The sequence below is a fragment of the Acidovorax sp. SUPP950 genome (genome assembly GCF_030158935.1).
Classification (GTDB): domain Bacteria; phylum Pseudomonadota; class Gammaproteobacteria; order Burkholderiales; family Burkholderiaceae_C; genus Paracidovorax.
On sequence record NZ_BQXE01000006.1, the window covers coordinates 170,920 to 189,554 of the forward strand.

At 69.2% G+C, this 18,635-nt stretch carries 17 protein-coding genes; 12 read left to right on the forward strand and 5 right to left on the reverse strand.

What is annotated here, in order from left to right:
- Positions 1 to 92: 92 nt before the first annotated feature.
- The 3 genes from fdxA (at position 93) to AVME950_RS20620 (ending at position 2,992) form a co-directional block, all read left to right on the forward strand.
- Positions 93 to 416, forward strand: a complete 324-nt coding sequence (gene fdxA / locus AVME950_RS20610; RefSeq protein WP_092743740.1) for a ferredoxin FdxA — start codon at positions 93 to 95, stop codon at positions 414 to 416.
- A 29-nt stretch (positions 417 to 445) separates the two neighbouring features.
- On the forward strand, positions 446 to 1,522 hold the full coding sequence (locus AVME950_RS20615) for an NAD(P)/FAD-dependent oxidoreductase (RefSeq protein ID WP_284431260.1): 1,077 nt from the start codon (positions 446 to 448) through the stop codon (positions 1,520 to 1,522).
- 189 nt (positions 1,523 to 1,711) lie between these two features.
- Positions 1,712 to 2,992 (forward strand): purine-cytosine permease family protein, encoded by a 1,281-nt coding sequence (locus AVME950_RS20620; protein WP_502869433.1) that lies wholly within the window; start codon positions 1,712 to 1,714, stop codon positions 2,990 to 2,992.
- Positions 2,993 to 3,154: 162 nt separating this feature from the next.
- Here the strand turns inward: AVME950_RS20620 and thiD are convergent, their stop codons facing one another.
- Positions 3,155 to 4,009 (reverse strand): bifunctional hydroxymethylpyrimidine kinase/phosphomethylpyrimidine kinase, encoded by an 855-nt coding sequence (thiD, locus tag AVME950_RS20625; RefSeq protein WP_284431220.1) that lies wholly within the window; start codon positions 4,007 to 4,009, stop codon positions 3,155 to 3,157.
- A 247-nt stretch (positions 4,010 to 4,256) separates the two neighbouring features.
- On the opposite strand from thiD, the gene AVME950_RS20630 reads away from it, so the two are divergent.
- From AVME950_RS20630 to AVME950_RS20645, 4 genes are read left to right on the forward strand one after another with little or no spacing between them, the layout of a single operon-like run.
- Complete coding sequence (locus AVME950_RS20630; protein ID WP_284431221.1) at positions 4,257 to 5,384, forward strand: FAD-dependent oxidoreductase; 1,128 nt, start codon at positions 4,257 to 4,259, stop codon at positions 5,382 to 5,384.
- Positions 5,381 to 5,578: a sulfur carrier protein ThiS gene (thiS, locus tag AVME950_RS20635; RefSeq protein WP_284400028.1), complete on the forward strand. Its 198-nt coding sequence runs from the start codon at positions 5,381 to 5,383 to the stop codon at positions 5,576 to 5,578. The genes AVME950_RS20630 and thiS overlap by 4 nt, the downstream gene beginning before the upstream one ends.
- A gap of 5 nt (positions 5,579 to 5,583) precedes the next feature.
- Positions 5,584 to 6,414: a thiazole synthase gene (locus AVME950_RS20640; RefSeq protein WP_284431222.1), complete on the forward strand. Its 831-nt coding sequence runs from the start codon at positions 5,584 to 5,586 to the stop codon at positions 6,412 to 6,414.
- A complete protein-coding gene (locus AVME950_RS20645) occupies positions 6,407 to 7,330 on the forward strand; it encodes a thiamine phosphate synthase (RefSeq protein WP_284431223.1) in 924 nt (307 codons plus the stop codon). Before AVME950_RS20640 ends, AVME950_RS20645 begins: the two co-directional genes overlap by 8 nt.
- A 96-nt stretch (positions 7,331 to 7,426) precedes the next feature.
- Here AVME950_RS20645 and AVME950_RS20650 read toward each other — a convergent pair whose 3' ends face one another.
- A complete protein-coding gene (locus tag AVME950_RS20650; protein WP_284431224.1) occupies positions 7,427 to 9,649 on the reverse strand; it encodes a hypothetical protein in 2,223 nt (740 codons plus the stop codon).
- 112 nt (positions 9,650 to 9,761) lie between these two features.
- On the opposite strand from AVME950_RS20650, the gene AVME950_RS20655 reads away from it, so the two are divergent.
- The 5 genes from AVME950_RS20655 (at position 9,762) to AVME950_RS20675 (ending at position 15,534) form a co-directional block, all read left to right on the forward strand.
- Positions 9,762 to 11,285: a 3-hydroxyacyl-CoA dehydrogenase gene (locus AVME950_RS20655; protein ID WP_284431225.1), complete on the forward strand. Its 1,524-nt coding sequence runs from the start codon at positions 9,762 to 9,764 to the stop codon at positions 11,283 to 11,285.
- A gap of 69 nt (positions 11,286 to 11,354) precedes the next feature.
- Positions 11,355 to 12,131: an oxepin-CoA hydrolase, alternative type gene (locus tag AVME950_RS20660; RefSeq protein WP_284431226.1), complete on the forward strand. Its 777-nt coding sequence runs from the start codon at positions 11,355 to 11,357 to the stop codon at positions 12,129 to 12,131.
- A 226-nt stretch (positions 12,132 to 12,357) separates the two neighbouring features.
- Positions 12,358 to 13,077, forward strand: a complete 720-nt coding sequence (locus AVME950_RS20665) for a Crp/Fnr family transcriptional regulator (protein WP_092743762.1) — start codon at positions 12,358 to 12,360, stop codon at positions 13,075 to 13,077.
- A gap of 34 nt (positions 13,078 to 13,111) precedes the next feature.
- Positions 13,112 to 14,197, forward strand: coding sequence for a phosphotransferase (locus AVME950_RS20670; RefSeq protein ID WP_284431227.1), 1,086 nt, complete (start codon positions 13,112 to 13,114; stop codon positions 14,195 to 14,197).
- A gap of 62 nt (positions 14,198 to 14,259) precedes the next feature.
- The gene (locus AVME950_RS20675; RefSeq protein WP_284431228.1) at positions 14,260 to 15,534 is read left to right on the forward strand and encodes an acyl-CoA dehydrogenase family protein; all 1,275 of its coding nucleotides are present in this window, start codon (positions 14,260 to 14,262) and stop codon (positions 15,532 to 15,534) included.
- Positions 15,535 to 15,685: 151 nt separating this feature from the next.
- Here AVME950_RS20675 and AVME950_RS20680 read toward each other — a convergent pair whose 3' ends face one another.
- The 3 genes from AVME950_RS20680 to AVME950_RS20690 are packed head-to-tail and all read right to left on the reverse strand — an operon-like array spanning position 15,686 to position 18,607.
- Positions 15,686 to 16,186 (reverse strand): Lrp/AsnC family transcriptional regulator, encoded by a 501-nt coding sequence (locus AVME950_RS20680; RefSeq protein ID WP_284431229.1) that lies wholly within the window; start codon positions 16,184 to 16,186, stop codon positions 15,686 to 15,688.
- Between the two features lie 4 nt (positions 16,187 to 16,190).
- The gene (locus AVME950_RS20685) at positions 16,191 to 17,558 is read right to left on the reverse strand and encodes an aspartate aminotransferase family protein (RefSeq protein WP_284431230.1); all 1,368 of its coding nucleotides are present in this window, start codon (positions 17,556 to 17,558) and stop codon (positions 16,191 to 16,193) included.
- A complete protein-coding gene (locus AVME950_RS20690) occupies positions 17,555 to 18,607 on the reverse strand; it encodes a phosphotransferase (protein WP_284431231.1) in 1,053 nt (350 codons plus the stop codon). The genes AVME950_RS20685 and AVME950_RS20690 overlap by 4 nt, the downstream gene beginning before the upstream one ends.
- Positions 18,608 to 18,635 lie beyond the last annotated feature (28 nt).

The window sequence follows — 18,635 nt, forward strand, 5'->3', positions numbered from 1 at the left end:
GAATCTTCGCCGTTGCAGGGGCGGCCCCCAGGCCGCTCCCTGAAACGCCCTAAAATCGCGGGTTACCCCCGATTCCAACGACAACTCCTGCCATGACTCACGTCGTCTCCGAAAACTGCATCAAGTGCAAGTACACCGACTGTGTGGACGTGTGCCCCGTGGACTGCTTCCGCGAAGGCCCCAACTTCCTCGTGATCGACCCCGATGAATGCATCGACTGCGCCGTGTGCATTCCCGAGTGCCCGGCCAACGCCATCTTTGCCGAGGAAGACCTGCCCCCGGACCAGATCGCCTTCATCAAGATCAACGCCGACCTGTCGCCCCAATTCAAGAGCATCACCAAGCGCAAGGCGCCCCTGCCCGACGCCGACGAATGGAACGGCAAGCCCGGCAAGGTGGCCGACCTGATCCGCTGAAGCAGACAGGCCCCCGACGCCCCGTGAAGATCGAAGCGACCACAGCCCCCTCGAGAACCATCGAGACGGATGCCGCCGTCATCGGCGCTGGGCCGGTCGGGCTGTTCCAGGTGTTCCAGCTCGGGTTGCAGGGCATTGCAGCCCATGTGATCGATGCGCTGCCCCACGTGGGCGGCCAGTGCGCCGAGCTGTACGGCGACAAACCCATCTACGACATTCCCGGCATTCCCGTCTGCACCGGGCGCGAACTCGTCGCGTTGCTGCAGCGGCAGATCGCCCCGTTCCCACCCACCCTGCACCTGGGCCAGCGTGTTGCCACGCTCGCGCCGCAGCCCGACGGGCGGCTTTTGCTGCAGACCACGGCCGGCACCGCGCTGCTGGCGCGCACGGTCTTCATCGCCGCGGGCGTGGGCGCGTTCGTGCCGCGCGCCGTCAAGGCCGAAGGCATCGATCGCTTCGAAGGCACGCAACTGCATTACCACGAGGATGCGGCCGACACCGCCGGCCGGCATGTGGTCGTGCATGGCGGCGAAGACACCGCCGTGGCCCGCGCCATCGCCTGCGCCCAACCGGGGCCGCACGCCGCCGCCAGCGTGACCCTGCTGCACCGGCGCGATGCCTTCCAGGCGCCGCCCGAGGCCCTGGCCCAGCTGCAGGCCCTGCGCGACGCCGGCCGCATCACGGTGGTGGCCGGGCAGATCGTCGGCATCGAGGTGCAGCACGACCGCCTGAGCGCGCTGCAACTGATCGACCCGGACGGCCAGCCGCGACCGTTGCCACTCGACGTGCTCATCGCCTGCCTCGGCATCTCGCCGCGCCTGGGCGCCATCGCCGACTGGGGACTGGCGATGGAGCGCAAGCAGCTCGTGGTCGATACCGCCACGTTCCGCACGGCCATCCCCGGCATCCATGCGGTGGGCGACATCAACACCTACCCCGGCAAGCGCAAGCTGATCCTGTGCGGCTTCCACGAAGCCACGCTGGCGGCCTTCGGCGCGGCCGAATACCTGTCCGGCGCGCCCGTGGCGCTGCAATACACCACCACCAGCGCCCGGCTGCACGAGCGGCTGGGGGTGGCGGTGCCGACGGCCTCCGCACCGCCCTAGAATCGCGGCTTCGCCAGGGGTGGAACCGGCCGACCGGTCCCCGTCTGAGACTTTCCCCTTGAATCGGCCGGGGTCATCCTCGCGCAGGCCATTCGCCTCCCGCCGCCACGCCCACCGCATGCCGTCCCGGCGTGCCTTGGGGCCAGCCCGTGCCGCGACCCTGCTGTGCCTGCCATCCACGGAGCTTCCATGCCGCCCTCCTCGCCCCCTGCGCCCGCCAACGACGCGCTGATGGCCATCGCGCCCGACCGCCGCGTCTTCCGTTTCGGCGACCATGCCTCGCTGTGGTTCAGCCTGGGCGTGGGCCTGCTGGTGATGCAGGTGGGCGCCTATCTGATGCCCGCGTTGAGCCCGCGCGAGGCGCTGGCGGCCATCGTGGCCGGGTCGCTGATCGGCGCCGGCCTGCTGGGCTGGGTGGCCAAGATCGGCTGCGACAGCGGCCTGGCGAGCGCCGGGCTGATGCATGCCGTCTACGGGCGCGCGTTCGCGGGCCTGCCCATCGGGCTCAACATCGTGCAGCTCGCGGGCTGGGGCGCGTTCGAGCTGGTGGTGATGCGCGATGCCACGGTGGCCATCGGCCGGCAGGCCGGCGCCATGGGCGGGGCCCACTGGCCGGTGCTGGCCACGCTGCTGTGGGGTGGCGTGGTGATGCTGCTGCTCAGCGGCTCGATGGTGCAGCTGGTGCGCCGGCTCATCGCGCGCGTGGCGTTGCCCCTGGTGGTGCTGTCGCTGCTGTGGCTGAGCTGGCAGTTCGTGTCGCTGGCGCAGGCCCAGGGCTTCGCCACGCTGTGGACGCGCCCCGGCGCGGGCGGCATGGGCGTGCTGCCGGCGCTGGACCTGGTGATCGCCATGCCCATCTCCTGGCTGCCGCTGGTGGCCGACTACGCGCGCCACGGCACCTCCGGCCGGTCCGCGCTGCGCGGCACCTGGCTGGGCTACGCGCTGGCCAACCTGTGGTGCTATGCGCTCGGCGTGCTGGTGGCGCTCACGCTGCCCAGCCAGGACCTGGTGACCGCGCTGCTGCTGGCCCAGGGCGGGCTGATCGCGCTGTCGCTCATCCTGATCGACGAGGTGGACAACGCCTATGGCGATGCGTATTCGGGCGCGGTCTCGGCCCACAGCCTGCTGCCGCGCTGGGGCGTGCGTCGCTGGGGCATGGCCATGGCGGCGCTGTGCACGGCGCTCGCCCTGGTGCTGCCGATGCACAGCCTGGAGCCGTTCCTGCTGCTGCTCAGCTCGGTGTTCGTGCCGCTGTTCGGCGTCATCCTGGGCCGGCTGGCGTTCGGCGCGCCGGTGCAGCAGGCCCTGGCAAAGGCGCGGCAGGTGGAGTGGCTGCCGGTCGGCCTCTGGATCGCGGGCATCGCCTGCTACCACGGGCTGCCGCGGGTGCTGCCGGCGCTGGGCGCGGCGTTGCCGACACTGTGCCTGTGCTTCGCGCTGGCGTTCCTCACCCGGCCGGGCCGGCGCTGACTCGCGCCTGCGGCGCACCCGGCCGGCTTACCTGGCAGCGTGATGATTTGAAGCAAAAATCGGGCTCCAGCACAATCAAGTCGCCGGCATACAGCTATTATTTTTATAGCGCACCCACCAGCCTTGGTCGGTGAGGGACGGGCAGGCAGCGCCCCTGCGCGGTCAGCCCTGCAAGATGCGCTGCGCCACCGGGCTGTGCCCGTGGTTCAGCGGCCCGTGACCCCGGCCGGTGTGCACGTCGGCGCCCGCGGCGATGGCCGCCAGGATGTAGGCACGGGCATGCTCCACGGCCTGCACGAGCGGCTCGCCGAGCGCCAGGTGCGCGGCGATCGCGGACGACAGCGTGCAGCCCGTTCCGTGCCCGTTGTGCGTGGCGATGCGGGCCGACTGCAGCCGGTGGTACAGGCCCTGGGGCCCGGCCAGCACGTCGATCACCCAGTCGCCCGGCAGGTGGCCGCCCTTGAGCAACACGGCCGGCGCGCCGAGCGCCAGCAGGTCCTGCGCCGCAGCGTCCAGCGCATCGGCGCCGTCCACCGCCCGGCCCAGCAGCAAGCCCGCTTCGTCGAGGTTGGGCGTGACCAGCGTGGCGAGCGGGAACAAGGCCTCGACCAGCACGCCCACGGTTTCTTGCGCGATGAGCCGGTCACCGCTGGTGGCGACCATCACCGGGTCCAGCACCACGTGCGGCAGGCGGTGGCGGCGGATGGCATCGGCCACCACGCGCACCACCTCGGGCGAATGCAGCATGCCGATCTTCACGGCATCCACGCCGATGTCCTCCACCACCGCATCGATCTGCTGGCGCAGCATGTCCGGCGGCACGCCGTGGATGGCGCGCACGCCCTGCGTGTTCTGCGCGGTCAGGGCGGTGATGGCGGTCATGCCGTAGCAGCCCAGGGCGCTGAAGGTTTTCAGGTCGGCCTGGATGCCCGCTCCGCCGCCGCTGTCCGATCCGGCGATCGTCAGCACGCGTGCGTAGCGGCGGACGGCCGGCGGCGAGAGGGTCTCAGTGTTCATGGGCAAAAATTATGGCCCATGCGCCAGGTCAAACCGGCGGGCGCGGTCACTGTGCTGTAATCCCTGCACGGACGAAACAGGGGTGTCCCGCCCATGGCGCGCGACTGAGAACATACCCTGGGGCCTGGCGGCCACACCACCGCCCCGCGTGCCCCGCGACCCGATCCAGGTCATGCTGGCGTGGGGAGTTTCATCGGCGGAGCCTTCCCGTTTTGTCCCCCTGTTGGCTTGCAGACAGACGGACCCGATGCGCCCCCTTCTTCTTTCCCCTTCCTCGCCCTCTTCCCTTGCCATTCTGGGCGCCGGACTCATGGGCCGGTTGCTGGCCGTGGAGCTGGCCCACCAGGGCCATGCGGTCACGGTCTACGACGCCGCCGGGCCCGATGCGCAAGGCGCCGCGGCGCGCATCGCCGCAGCCATGCTGGCACCGTTGGCGGAGTCCGCGGTGACCGAGCCCGGCGTGGTGCGCATGGGCCATTACGCGCTCACGCGCTGGCCGCAGTTGCTGGCCCGCCTGAACGGGCCCGTGTTCTTTCAGCAGGAGGGCACGCTGATCCTGTGGCACCGCCAGGACGCGCCCGAGGCCGCGCGGCTGCGCGGACAACTCGAACGCACCACGGCCACCCTGCCCGAATTGCCGGCCCTGCAGGTGCTCGACAGCGCCGGCGTGCAGGCGCACGAGCCGGCCGTGGGGCAGCGCTTCGCCCAGGGGCTGTATCTGCCCGGCGAGGGCCAGCTGGACAACCGGCAGCTGCTGGCCGCGCTGGAGGCCAGCTTCGCCGGCCTGGGCATCGAGGCCCACTGGCACTGCCCGCGCGCGCCATCGGACTTTTCCCCCGGCATGCCCGGCCAGCCGGACTGGGTTATCGACTGCCGGGGCCTGGGCGCCCGCACGCAGTGGAGCGCGCTGCGCGGCGTGCGCGGCGAGGTCGTGCGCGTGCATGCGCCCGAGGTAACCCTGCGGCGGCCGACCCGCCTGGTGCATCCGCGCTACCCGATCTACATCGCCCCCAAGGAAGACCACCTGTTCGTGATCGGCGCGACCGAGATCGAATCGGACGACCTGTCGCCCGCCAGCGTGCGTTCGACCCTGGAGTTGCTGAGCGCGGCCTACGCGGTGCATTCGGGCTTTGCCGAGGCCCGCATCCTCGAAGTGGCCACGCAATGCCGCCCGACCCTGCCCGACAACCTGCCCGCCCTCCGCCAGGTGCGCCCGCGCGTGCTGGAGGTCAACGGCCTGTACCGCCATGGCTTCATGATCGCCCCGGCCATCCTCGACGCCGTCATGGAATGGTTGAACCAGGGACAATCGGCGCTGGCCTCCCGTTTCGATCTGGCCCTGCACCTCGACGAAGAGGCAGCCCTTTCCCCATGAACATCACCATCAACCAGACCGCCACGACCCTGCCGGAGCCTGCCACCGTAGCCGACGCGCTGGCCGCCATCGCCGCGCGCCCGCCCTTCGCCGTGGCCGTGAACACCGTTTTCGTTCCCAACACCCAGTACCACCTGCGCCAGCTTGCCGCGGGCGACCGGGTGGAAGTGATCTCGCCCGTGACGGGCGGCTGAGCACCATGCATTCCCCTTCCAACCCTTCCCGAGACAACGACGACGCCGATGCGCTGGTGCTGTACGGCCAGCGCTTTTCCAGCCGCCTGCTGCTGGGCACCGCCCGTTACCCATCCCCCAGCGTGCTCGAAGCCGCCGTGCAGCGCGCCCGGCCCGCGATGGTGACCGCCTCGCTGCGGCGCCAGGGCAGCAACGCCGCCGAAACCGGCAGCGGCTTCTGGGAGCTGCTGCGGCGCCTGGAGGTGCCCGTGCTGCCCAACACCGCCGGCTGCCACAGCGTGCAGGAGGTCATTACCACCGCGCAGATGGCGCGCGAAGTGTTCGGTACGCCCTGGATCAAGCTGGAGCTGATCGGCGACGACTACACGCTGCAGCCCGACACGCTGAACTTGGTCGATGCCGCCTCGCAGCTGATCCGCGACGGCTTCCAGGTGCTGCCCTACTGCACCGAGGACCTCGTGCTCTGCCAGCGCCTCGTCGACGTGGGCTGCCAGGCAGTGATGCCCTGGGCCGCGCCCATCGGCACCGGCCGCGGCCCCGTCAACCCCTACGCGCTGCAGCTGCTGCGCGAGCGCCTGGACGTGCCCATGCTGGTGGACGCCGGCCTGGGCCTGCCCTCGCATGCCTGCCAGGTGATGGAATGGGGCTACGACGGCGTGCTGCTCAATACCGCCGTGGCCCTGGCACAAGACCCGGTGGCCATGGCCGGCGCCTTCGCCGACGCCGTGCAGGCCGGCCGCACCGCCCGCCGTGCGGGCGCCATGGCCGCGCAGGAAGCCGCCCAGCCGAGCACCCCGGTGCTGGGCACTCCTTTCTGGCACCACGACCATGGCTGAAATGCTGCACGGAACCGCTTCGGGGCACGCCGCATCGGTGCGCGCCATCCTGGCCGCGCATGGCGCCGCCTTCGCCGACTTCCCATCCCAGCCGGCCCCCGTGCCGCTGTCCGGCGGCCCGGTGTACCGCGCGGCGCTGGAGGCCTGCAGCGCATTGGGTTTCATCGCCAGCGATGCCGAGTGCCTCGCCCGGGCCTGGCAGGCACAGACGGATCGCACCGGCGGCTTCGATGCCTCGCAGTGGCCCGATGCGCCGCAAGACTTCGGCCTGCAGCCGCTGCCGCACCACCAGCCCTTCCCCGCCTGCCCCGAGCGGCTGGGTCTCTATGCAGTGCTGCCCGATGCGCAATGGGTGGGCCGCATGGCCCGCGCCGGCGTACCCACCGTGCAGCTGCGCTACAAAACGGACGACGCACAAACCATCGCGCACGAAGTGCGGGCCGCCGTGGACGCCGTGCGCGGCACGCATGCCCTGCTGTTCATCAACGACCACTGGCAGGCCGCCATCGACGCGGGCGCCTACGGCGTCCACCTGGGCCAGGAAGACCTCGATGCGCTGGCGCCTGCGCAGCTGCAGGCCATCCGCGACGCCGGCCTGCGCCTGGGGGTCAGCACCCACGGCTATGCGGAAATGGTGCGCGCCGATGCCGCGGCGCCCAGCTATGTGGCCATGGGGGCGGTGTTTCCCACCACGCTCAAGAAGATGGCCACCGTGCCCCAGGGGGTCGCACGCCTGGCCGGCTATGCCCGGCTGATGCGGCACTACCCGATGGTCGCCATCGGCGGCATCGGGGCGCCGCAGTTCGGCGAGGTGCTGGCCACGGGTGTGGGCTCGATCGCCGTGGTGCGGGCGCTCGTCAATGCCGACGATCCGGAAGCCGCGGCGCAGGATCTGATGGCCCGCATGGCGGGCTGACACCGGCAACCCCTGGCAGGCGCGCGCCGACGGCAGAAAGCCGCAACGCGCGGCATGCCCTGCATCGAAAAAGGCCCCGAAGGGCCTTTTTTTCCGTTACTTGTCCGTGCGCTGCTTTCGCTCCAGCTCTTCGAGCTCCAGACGCAACTCCATCTTGTCGTTGTCCATGCCGAAGCCGACCGGGTCCCCCGCCGAAGGCGGCGCGGTGACGGGCACCGGGGGCAGCTCGCTCAGCGTGAGCGGTGGTGGATCGGTCAGGTCGATGTCCAGCATGGCCTCGGAGATCGGCTTGGGGGCCAGAGGCGCCGGGATCGATTCCCAGGAGAACCCGGCAGACAGCGAGTCCAGCGATTGCAGCTCCTGCTCCCGACGCGCGGAGAGGCTGTCCACACCGAAGGCGCTGGCGGAAGGCAATTCCGGCTCGGGCTCGATTTCCAGCGGCGGGGGCGTGAGAGGTGTGGTGCGGGTGCGTGGCGGCGGTGCCCCGCGGGCACTGGCCGGCGTGGTCTGCGCGATGGCCAGCAACAGCAACAGATCGTCGTAGGCCGCCAGATCGAACGGCGAGGCGATGGCGTCTTCGCCGCGGCGGAACAGGCAGCCTTCGAGGGTATCCAGCACCTCGGGGGAGGACCATTCGGCCTCGATGGCCGCCAGCGCTTCCGTGTAGCTTTCCAGCGTCAGGCCCGTCCGGTGGAACGAGGAGAACTCCGGCACCTGCGCATTGAACTGCGCCTGGAACTGGGCACGCAGCTGATTGAAGCTGTCCACGCGGCTGAGCGTGTGGTACAGGCGCAGCAACTCCAGGTAGGCAAAGGGCGAGGTCTCTCCATGCTCGGCAATGTGGCGCTTGAGCACACCGATGGCCTGGTCATGCTCTCCCACCGACACGAAGAAGTCGGCCTGCTGCTGAATGTCGAACAGGTCCTCCGGATGCACGATGGGCGCGGCCCGGACAGCAGATGGCGGCGGCACCAAGGACACGGGCGGCACGGGGGGCGGCGGCGCCAGGGGCGCTGGCGCGCTGCGCAACGAGGGCTCGGTGCGGCGCATCACCGGCGGCGGAGCGCGCTCGGGCAAGGTGGCGGCGCGTGGCGCCGGCTTGGCGGACACCGGGGCGGGCGTTGGCACGGGCGCGGCTACGGCAGCAGGCACCGCTGCGGGCGTGGCATATGCGACCGGCTCGGGCATGCCCGGCCACTCGTCCGCCGCCTGCGGCGCGGTCTGAAGCGACTCGCGACCCGTCGGCCCATCCACCACCGCGCCGCCCAGGGGCCCGTTGCCGCCACTGGCAGCGACGGCATGGCTCCAGTCCAGCGCCGACTGGCGGCGTGCGCGCGCCCAGATCCAGGCCGCCAATCCCAGGGCCAGGACCAGCAAGGCCAGCAGCCCGTAGACCACCGTGGCGGAAAACCGCTCGGTCTCGGCGGCTTCGAGTTGCTGCCTGAGCTGGGCGGCGGCCGCACGCTCGGAGGTGGCCTGGGCACGCTGCGCTGCCACCTCGGCTTCGAGCTTGCCGGTGCGTGCCGCGGACTGCTGCAGCTCTTCCACGGGCGTGTTCAGCGCCTTCCACAGCGCAGCGGCTTCGGTGCGCTGGGGGCTGGCATCAGTGGCGGTAGGCGCCGCCATCTCGGGGGCCGCGCGCAATGGCAGCGGGGCATCGAGCCACACATCCAGAGGCTCCATCACGAGGCGGGGGCGCTCGGCGGGCGCCGGCTGCTGCGGGCTGGTGAACACCGCGCGGCCCGAAGCGGGTGTGGCGGGGGCCGCCGCAGCACGGGGTGCGGCAGCATTCGCGGCAGGGGCCCGTGGGGGACGGGGCGCCGCCGCGGGCCTGCGAGGGGGTACATCCGTGGTGGCTGCGGCGGAAGTCCGTCCCGCACCCGTTGCAGCCGCGCCGTCGCCTGCCAGCCCAGGACCTGTGGCCGGTGCCGTGCGAGGCCGCGCCAATTGGCCCAGATCCACGGGGCGGGAGGTGCCAGCCGCCGACTCGGGCAGCTGCGCAAAAAAAGTGTAGTTTCGTGTAACACCACCGCGGCATCCCGCGGTGAGCCTGGCGGTGAGAATGGGTTCGTCGGCCGACACATTGGCCTGCACGCGCACGGCAGCGGATCGGCCGGCCGAGGCGGGTATCGGCGTCACCCGGACTTTGGAATCCGGAACTGGAGTCTCGCCGGACACCAGCCGGGCCGCCACGCAGGACGATTCGATGTCCGTGCCCGGGTCGGGCTGCACCTCGAACACCAGATCCACCGGAGCGCCCAGCACCACGGCGCCGCGGCTCGCGCCCAGCGAAAGTGCCGTGGCGCTGCAGGCAACCATCGACAAACTTGCACCAAGAATCGCGTTACTTATTTTCACAACAGTTTCTTTTTTGTTCGGCCCATTCTGGCACATAAGTCCTCCCCAATACGCCGCCGCCATAATGCGCCCCATGACCAGCAACCCATTTTCCTTCGTGGGCATCATAGGCACCGGTGCCATGGGCCAGGGCATTGCCCAAATGGCGGCACAGGCCGGCAGCAATGTTCTTCTATTTGATGCCAAGCCTAACTCAGCAGGCGAAGCGATTGACCATATCAAGCAGCAATGGCTGCGCCTCGTAGGCAAGGGCCGCATTACCGAAGCCCAGGCCGGCGACTGGCAGGCGCGGTTGACGGCGGTGTCCTCGCTGGAAGGTCTGGCGCCATGCGACCTGATCGTCGAAGCCATTGTGGAACGGCTCGACGCCAAGCAGTCGCTTTTTGCACAGATGGAGCGCATTGTCGCCACAGATGCCGTGCTGGCAAGCAACACGTCCTCGCTTTCGGTGACGGCCATTGGTGCGGCGCTGCAACACCCCCAGCGTCTGGCGGGTTTCCATTTCTTCAATCCCGTGCCGCTGATGAAGGTGGTGGAAGTCATCGCCGGCCTGCGCACGGACCCCGCCGTGTGCGAGCGGCTTGCCGCGCACGCCCGCTGCATGGGCCACACCCCGGTGCAGGCGCAGGACACGCCGGGCTTCATCGTCAACCATGCGGGACGCGGCTACGGCACCGAGGCGCTGCGGATCGTGAGCGAAGGCATTGCCGACTTCGCCACGGTGGACCGCATCCTGCGCGACCAGGTCGGCTTCAAGCTCGGCCCCTTCGAACTCATGGACCTGACCGCGCTCGATGTCTCGCATCCGGTCATGGAGTCGGTCTACCACCAGTATTTCGAGGAGCCCCGCTACCGCCCCAGCGTGATCACCGCCCAGCGCCTGGCCGGTGGCATGCTTGGCAGGAAGACCGGCGAAGGCTTCTTCCGCTATGCCGACGGCGTGGCGCAGGTGCCCGCGGAGCCCGCCGCGCCGGTCGTGGACCAAATACCGCCGGTCTGGGTGTCTCCCCGCGCCGCGCGGCGGGCCGAGCTGTACCAGTTGCTCAAGGACCTGGGCGCGCAGATCGAAACCGGCACCTCGCCCTCTCCCAACGCGATCACGCTGGTGGCGCCCCTGGGATTCGACATCACCACGGTGGCCGTGGTGGAGCGGCTCGACCCGGCACGTACCCTGGGCATCGACATGCTGGTGGAAGACCCTGCCACCAGGCGCCGCGTGCTGGCCACCAACCCCGCCACGCGCCTGGACATCCGCAACGCGGCCCACGCGCTGTTCGCCCGCGACGGCAAGCCGGTGAGCGTGATCCGCGACAGCGGCGGCTTCGTCACGCAGCGCGTGGTGGCCACCATCGTGAACATCGCCAGCGACATCTGCCAGCAGGGCATCTGCAGCCCGGCCGACCTGGAAACGGCGGTCACGCTGGGCCTGGGGTATCCGATGGGCCCCCTCGCCATGGGCAATCGCTGGGGACCGACCAACATCCTCGAAGTGCTGTTCAACATGCAGACCGTGTATGGCGACACGCGCTACCGGCCCAGCCCCTGGCTGCGCCGGCGCGGCGCGATCGGGCTCAGCCTGCTGCACGAAGAAGAGTGAACCCACCGATCTTCCCTGCGGGCCGGCGCACCGCCGGCCCTGCCCGCCTCTTCTTTACTTAAAGCGCCCATGCCCGCACAACTCCAGAGCACCAGCCACGGACAGACCCTCGTGCTGACCATCCGCCATCCGGAAATGCGCAACGCGCTCGATCCGGCCATCTACGCGGCGGGCATCGAAGCCCTGAACGGCACCGAGCGCAGCGCGGAGGTGCGCAGCGTGGTCATCACCGGCGCCGACGGCACGTTCTGCGCGGGCGGCAACCTGCAGCGGCTGCTGGCGCGGCGCCAGGAAGATGCCGAATCGCAGGCGCAGGGCGTGGAAGCGCTGCACCACTGGATCGAAACCATCCGCGCCTACCCCAAGCCGGTGATCGCCGCGGTCGAGGGCGCTGCAGCCGGCGCGGGCTTCTCGCTGGCGCTGGCCTGCGACCTCGTCGTGGCGGCGCGCAACGCGACCTTCACCATGGCCTACAGCAGCATCGCGCTGTCGCCCGACGGCGGCGCAAGCTGGAGCCTGGCCCAGGCCGTGCCACGCCAACTGGCCAGCGAAATGCTCATGGGCGGCGGCAAGGTGGAGGCCGAACGCCTGCACGCCCTGGGCGTGGTCAACCGGCTGTCGCAGGCCGGCTCGGCCCTGGCCTGCGCGCTGGAACTGGCGGACACCCTGAACGCACGCGCCCCCAATGCGCTGGCCAGCATCAAGGAGCTGATCAGCGAGGCGCCGCAGAACACGCTGACCGCACAGCTGGCCCAGGAGCGCCAGCACTTCGTGCGCAACCTGCAGCACCCCAACGCGGGTGAAGGCATCTCCGCCTTTCTGGAGAAGCGCCCAGCGCGCTATTAATACGATAGCAATCAGGGCATATAAATCGCCGGCATCGGGGTATTTCGCCTCGAATCGCCGCCCCTGAGTTCCGCCATCGTCTTCGTGCCGCGCCTCCCGGCGCGTCGCGGCGTGGCCGTGCGCGCGTGCCAGACACGCAGGCGACAGCCCCGGGACAACGAGCAGCAGGCGCACCGGTCCCGGGCGCGACAATGAAAGCGATACCAGTCACCCAAAAGACAGACCAATGGACGACCCCATTCTTACCATCGAAGAACGTGAAGCGATCAATACCGGTCGCTGGTTCTCTTCCCTCTCCCCTTCTCTGCGGCACGACATTCTCCGATGCGCGTACGTCAAACGCTTCAAGGACGGCGGCCTGATCGCCGCCCGCGGCGATCCGCCCGAGGAATGGATCGCGTGCGCCCGCGGCGCGGTGCGGGTGAGTTCCACCTCCATCTCGGGCAAGCAGATCACGCTGACCTACGTGGAGCCCGGCATCTGGTTCGGCGACGTGGCGATCTTCGACGGGGACCGCCGCACGCACGATGCCTATGCCCATGGCGACACCACCATCCTGTGCGTGGCCAAGGCCGACTTCCGCAAGATCCTCAGCGCGCACGTGGAGTTCTACGAAGCCATGCTGCGCCTGCATGCGCGGCGCATCCGCCAGCTCTACGGCCTGGTGGAAGACCTCAACACCCTGCCCCTGCGCGCGCGGCTGGCCAAGCAGTTGCTGCACCTGGTGCGCAGCTACGGCATTCCCAGCCTCTCGGACGGACGCGAGATGCGCATTGGCCTGCAACTGGCGCAGGAAGAGCTGGCGCAATTGCTGGGCGCCTCGCGCCAGCGCGTGAACCAGGAACTCAAATCGATGGAGCGCGAGGACGCCATCCGCATCGAGCCGGGCGGCCTCGTGGTGCGTGACCGCGAAGCCCTGATGCGCATCGCAGAAACCGACAACTGACCGACCCCCCGGCCTCCCACCTCCACCGCACTCCATGAGCAACTACGACCACTTCATCGGCACCCGGCCCGTCTCCGATCAGCATGCGTTCGACACCCGGGCCCTGAGCGACTGGCTGGGCCGAAACCTGGATGGATTCGCCGGACCGCTGACGGTGGAGATGTTCAAGGGCGGCCAGTCCAACCCCACCTACAAGCTCGTCACGCCGGGCCGCAGCTACGTCATGCGCGCCAAGCCCGGGCCGGTCGCCAAGCTGCTGCCATCGGCCCATGCGATCGAGCGCGAGTTCGCGGTGATGAGCGGGCTGGCCGGTACCGACGTGCCCGTGCCCCACATGCATGTGCTGTGCGAGGACGAGTCGGTGATCGGCCGGGCGTTCTACGTGATGGAGTTCATGGCAGGCCGTGTGCTGTGGGACCAGTCGCTGCCCGGCCTGCAACCGGCCGAGCGCGGCGCCATCTACGACGAGATGAACCGCGTGATCTCGGCACTGCACACGGTGCGTTTCGCCGACCGGGGCCTGGCCGGCTATGGCAAGCCAGGCAATTACTTCGACCGGCAGATCGGTCGCTGGAGCAAGCAGTACGCGGCCTCCATCACCCAGCCCATCGAGGAGATGGACCGGCTCATGGAGTGGCTGCCTGCGCACATTCCGGAGAGCGCGCGCGACGAGAACCGCGTGTCCATCGTGCATGGCGACTTCCGGCTCGACAACCTGATGTTCCACCCCACCGAGAACCGCGTGATCGCGGTGCTGGACTGGGAGCTGTCCACCCTGGGCCATCCACTGGCTGATTTCAGCTACCACTGCATGGCCTGGCACATCCCGCCGGGCATGTTCCGCGGCATCGCGGGGCTGGACATCGCGGCACTGGGCATTCCGGACGAGGCCGACTACATCCGCCGCTATTGCGAGCGCACCGGCTTCACCACGCCCGAGGCGCTGCGCGCCGACTGGAATTTCTACCTGGCCTACAACCTGTTCCGCCTGGCCTCGATCCTGCAAGGCATCGCCAAGCGGGTGGAAGCCGGCACCGCCTCCAGCGCCCAGGCACGCACCTCGGGCGAAGGCGCCCGGCCCCTGGCCCAGATGGCCTGGGGGTTTGCCCAGCGCATGTGAAACCACGGCCGGCGATGCAGCACCGCCGGCCTGCCCCCAAGCCTTTCAACCGGAGGACCGCGATGGATTTTGATTACTCACCGAAGACCCAGGACCTGCAGGCACGCCTGCGGCAGTTCATGGACGACCACATCTACCCTTCGGAGCCCGCCTATGCCGCCGAGTTGGCGGCCAACACCGCCGCCGGCAAGCGCTGGACGGCCCTGAACACCATCGAGCAGCTCAAGCCCAAGGCCCGCGCCGCCGGGCTGTGGAATTTGTTCCTGCCGGTGGACAGCGCCGCCGCCTCGGGCTATGACGGCGCCGGGCTGACCAACCAGGAATACGCGCCGCTGGCCGAGATCATGGGCCGCGTGCCGTGGGCCAGCGAGGTGTTCAACTGCTCCGCGCCGGACACCGGCAACATGGAGACCATCGCCCGCTATGGCAGCGAGGAGAACAAGGCGCGCTGGCTCAAGCCGCTGCTGGAGGGGCAGATCCGTTCGGCCTTCGCCATGACCGAGCCCGACGTGGCCTCCAGTGACGCGACCAACATCGAGACGCGCATCGAACGCCAGGGCGACGAGTACGTCATCAACGGCCGCAAGTGGTGGATATCTGGCGCGGCGGACCCGCGCTGCGCGGTGTTCATCACCATGGGCAAGAGCGATCCGGAAGCGGCCCGCCACTCCCAGCAGAGCATGGTGCTGGTGCCCGCCGACACGCCCGGCATCCGCGTCATGCGCCCGCTGAACGTGTTCGGCTACGACGACGCGCCCCACGGGCACGTGGAGATGGTGTTCGAGAACGTGCGCGTGCCCGCCTCCAACATCCTCCTGGGCGAGGGCCGCGGCTTCGAGATTGCCCAGGGCCGACTGGGCCCGGGCCGCATCCACCACTGCATGCGGCTCATCGGCCTGGCCGAACGCGCGCTCGAGCTGATGTGCCGCCGCGCCAGCAGCCGCGTCGCCTTCGGCAAGCCGGTCTCGCAGCAGACGGTGACGCAGGAGCGCATCGCCGAGGCCCGCTGCAAGATCGACATGGCCCGCCTGCTCACCTTGAAAGCGGCGTGGCTGATGGACGTGGCCGGCAACAAGGTCGCACGCACCGAGATCGCCATGATCAAGGTGGTCGCGCCCAGCATGGCCTGCCAGGTGATCGACTGGGCCATGCAGGTGCATGGCGGCGGCGGCATGTGCGACGACTTTCCGCTGGCCTATGCCTATGCCAACGCGCGCACCTTGCGCTTTGCCGATGGCCCGGACGAGGTGCACCGCAACGCCATCGCCAAGTGGGAACTGGGCAAGTACGGAACCTACGGCAGCAGCGTGGAGCCGCCCATCACCCGCGGCTGCTGACAGCCTGCAGCCCCAAGGTGCAGGGGCCCACGCATCCCGGACCCCTGCCCTTCAGACTCCACTCCAAGAGGTTGCGATCGCCCCGGATCACGGGGCGTTTTTCCATGGCATCGAGAATCGGCACGGGGCGCCCCCGACCCGGAGCCCACCGTCACTCCCAACGTTGCCGAGCCGCAATGGCCCCCAAGGGGTACTCGCGCCGTCCATGCGGTTGGCGCAGGACAATCCGGCAAGCGAAACGCTCGATGCCGATATCGTCTTCCAGCATCTTTTCCATCAGCGCCTGAAAAGCGCCGATGCCCGACACCACGATCTTGAGCAGGTAGTCGTATCCGCCGCTGACGTTGTAGCACTCGACGATCTCTTGGTACTTCCCGGCGCCTTCCTCGAACTTTCGAAAATCATGCGGCCGGTGGCTGCCGATGGTGACCTCGGAGAACACGATGACGTGATCCCCCAGTTTTTCGAGCGCGATGTCGGCGCTGTAGCCACGGATCAGTCCGATCTCCTGCAGCCGCTTCGTGCGCAGGAGACACGGGCTGGGGCTCAGCCCCACCGACTTGGCCAGATTGACGTTCGAGCAGCGCCCCTCGCGCTGAAGATGCGCGAGGATCTTGAGGTCAAACCGATCGAACAGGATGGCCGATTTCATGGCGCTATCGTATGGCCAAGCCGCCTTGCCTTGTGGTGCATGTCTCGGCCAGCGATTCGTCGAGCGCTTGGACAACCATGCCGGCCTGCTCCGCCGACAACACCAGCGGCGGGCGGATCTTGAGCACGTTGTGTCCCTGGGCACACGCGCTGAGCAACACGCCTTTGTCGCGCATCCGGTTGACGACCCGGCTGGTGAGTTCGCGCTCCGGCGCCCGCGTCGCCCGGTTTGATACCAGTTCGACGCCCACGAAGAGCCCCGCCCCCCGAACGTCGCCGATGGCCTCGTACTTCGCGGCAAGCCCCGCGATGCCGTCGAGCAGCAATCGGCCGATCCTGGCCGCGTGCGGCACCAGTCGGTCCCGCTCGATGGTCTCCAACACCGCCAGGGCCGCTGCGCATGAGACCGTGTTGCCGGCGAAGGTGTTGAAGTAGCGGGAGTTCTTGCCGAATTCCGCTAGGGCATCGGCTGTCGCAAGGATGCCGGCGATCGGCTGGCCGTTGCCCATGGGCTTGCCCATGGTGACGATGTCGGGAACGAGGCCATGGCGCTGGAAGCCCCACAGATGCTCGCCCGTGCGGCCGAAGCCAGGCTGCACCTCGTCGGCGATGAACAGCCCGCCAGCGCGCTGGATCGCCTCGACTGCCCCCTTCAGGAAGCCCGCGGGCTCGGGGAGTATGCCGTCGCTGGTGAAAAGCGAATCGACGATCAAGGCGGCCGGCCGGATGCCATGGCGCTGCAGGTCGGCGATGGCCGCCTCGACGTCGCGCGTGAAGCGCTCGCCGAGGTCGGCACCCTCGGCGTGGTAACGGCGCGGCGCCGGCACCAGGCGAACGTGCGCCCCCAGATCGACGGTCGGGCCCAGCGAGGGCGAGAACTGCGACACGGCGTCCGTGATGCCGTGGTATGCCGTGTCGGTGACGATCACACCCGTGCCGCCGGTGCGCACCTTGGCGATGCGATAAGCCAGGTCGTTGGCCTCGCTGCCGGTGCAAGTCAGCATCAGGTGGGCCAGATCCGTGCCCGGCACGCTGGCCAGCAGGCGCTCGGCCAGTTCGAGGATGGTGTCGTGGAGGTAGCGCGTGTTGGTCGCGAGCGTCGTCACCTGGCGGCAGATCGCCTCGGTCACTGCAGGGTGGCAATGACCGAGCGAGGTAACGTTGTTGTAGGCGTCGAGGTAGCGGCGGCCCTGGGGGTCCATCAGCCAAACGCCGTCACCGCGCACGATGTGCAGCGGATGCTCATACATCAGCCGGTAGGCCGGGCCGAGCAGCGCATTGCGCCGATCGATCATGGCCTCGGTGGCGGGGCCGACCTGGGCTCGGCCGGGGATGTAGGCATTGACCATATTGAAATCAGCAGTGGTTTTCATGGCGGGGTTTCAGTGGGTGTGGGGGTCAACAGGCGGTCGCGCGCCTCGTGGCGGGAAAGGTCTGCCATCTGCGACAGCGCCTGCCAGGCCGCCGGGTTGTGCCGCATGATGTAGTCGCGGTTTTCGGGATAGCGCAAGGCCCGCCACTCCGAGATCAAGGCCGTGATCAGGTGGCGCGTTGCCATGAGATCGGCGACGATCTCCTGCTCCGGCTCGGTCAGCGGCACAACGGATTGGTAGGCCCTGACGAACTGCGCCGGCCCTTCGAACGGATCGGCGCAGCCGGCCATGTGGAAGGCCGCCGCCGTGGCCACCTCGCCGACCAGTGGCGCGTGCAGCATGTCGCCGAAGTCGATGATGCCGGTGATGCGCGACGGGTCGTGCGGCGCGACCAGCACGTTGTAGAGGTGATAGTCGTTATGGATCACCTGCGCCCTCAACGAAGCAAGGCGAGGCAGCACGTGGTCGATGAAGCGGGCCATGAACGACTGGGCCAGCACGCGCCTCGGGCCTTCCACCAGGCTGTCGAGCTGGACGGTCAGACGATGCGCTGCCGACACGTTCCACAGCAGATCATGGGCCGCCGCCGGGTGCGTGAAGCCTTGCAGGGCAAGGTTCAGCGCGGCCAGGCCTTGCCCCATCGCCACCCGCTGGGCAGCGGTGCGCGGTGTCTCCCGGATCTGGATGCCATCCAGGTAGGTGAGCATGCGCACGGTGGTCCGGATGCCCCCGGCGAGGTCCACGGTATCGCGCGCGCGTCCGTCCAGCATCCGCACCACGCGCGGAACCGGCTGGCCGGGCGATGTGCGGGCGATGTGCTCGATGGCGGCGATCTGGAAATCGACCAGTTCCACCCGCTCCGAGGGGTTGCTGATCTTGAACACGTAGCGCGCGCCGTCGGCCGATTCCAACGCGCAGTTTTGGTCGCGCTCGCCAGCGAGTGCCCTCACGCCGACGTCGAGGCCGTAGAGGCGCTTCACCAGCCGCTGCACCTCGGCTGGCGCCAGTTGGGGCGCTGCCGTGCTCAATGCCGCGGCTTGGTCACGCATCGCGCCATGGGTTCCCAGGTGGGGGTCG

Excerpts from the sequence above, each read along its gene's own strand:
- AVME950_RS20655 (WP_284431225.1), top strand. The coding sequence starts at position 9,762 with ATGACCAGCAACCCATTTTCCTTCGTGGGCATCATAGGCACCGGTGCC.
- AVME950_RS20680 (WP_284431229.1), bottom strand. The coding sequence starts at position 16,186 with ATGAAATCGGCCATCCTGTTCGATCGGTTTGACCTCAAGATCCTCGCG.
- AVME950_RS20685 (WP_284431230.1), bottom strand. The coding sequence starts at position 17,558 with ATGAAAACCACTGCTGATTTCAATATGGTCAATGCCTACATCCCCGGC.
- AVME950_RS20665 (WP_092743762.1), top strand. The coding sequence starts at position 12,358 with ATGGACGACCCCATTCTTACCATCGAAGAACGTGAAGCGATCAATACC.
- AVME950_RS20650 (WP_284431224.1), bottom strand. The coding sequence starts at position 9,649 with ATGGTTGCCTGCAGCGCCACGGCACTTTCGCTGGGCGCGAGCCGCGGC.
- AVME950_RS20690 (WP_284431231.1), bottom strand. The coding sequence starts at position 18,607 with ATGCGTGACCAAGCCGCGGCATTGAGCACGGCAGCGCCCCAACTGGCG.
- thiD (WP_284431220.1), bottom strand. The coding sequence starts at position 4,009 with ATGAACACTGAGACCCTCTCGCCGCCGGCCGTCCGCCGCTACGCACGC.
- AVME950_RS20660 (WP_284431226.1), top strand. The coding sequence starts at position 11,355 with ATGCCCGCACAACTCCAGAGCACCAGCCACGGACAGACCCTCGTGCTG.
- AVME950_RS20630 (WP_284431221.1), top strand. The coding sequence starts at position 4,257 with ATGCGCCCCCTTCTTCTTTCCCCTTCCTCGCCCTCTTCCCTTGCCATT.
- AVME950_RS20670 (WP_284431227.1), top strand. The coding sequence starts at position 13,112 with ATGAGCAACTACGACCACTTCATCGGCACCCGGCCCGTCTCCGATCAG.
- AVME950_RS20645 (WP_284431223.1), top strand. The coding sequence starts at position 6,407 with ATGGCTGAAATGCTGCACGGAACCGCTTCGGGGCACGCCGCATCGGTG.
- AVME950_RS20640 (WP_284431222.1), top strand. The coding sequence starts at position 5,584 with ATGCATTCCCCTTCCAACCCTTCCCGAGACAACGACGACGCCGATGCG.
- fdxA (WP_092743740.1), top strand. The coding sequence starts at position 93 with ATGACTCACGTCGTCTCCGAAAACTGCATCAAGTGCAAGTACACCGAC.
- AVME950_RS20620 (WP_502869433.1), top strand. The coding sequence starts at position 1,712 with ATGCCGCCCTCCTCGCCCCCTGCGCCCGCCAACGACGCGCTGATGGCC.
- thiS (WP_284400028.1), top strand. The coding sequence starts at position 5,381 with ATGAACATCACCATCAACCAGACCGCCACGACCCTGCCGGAGCCTGCC.
- AVME950_RS20675 (WP_284431228.1), top strand. The coding sequence starts at position 14,260 with ATGGATTTTGATTACTCACCGAAGACCCAGGACCTGCAGGCACGCCTG.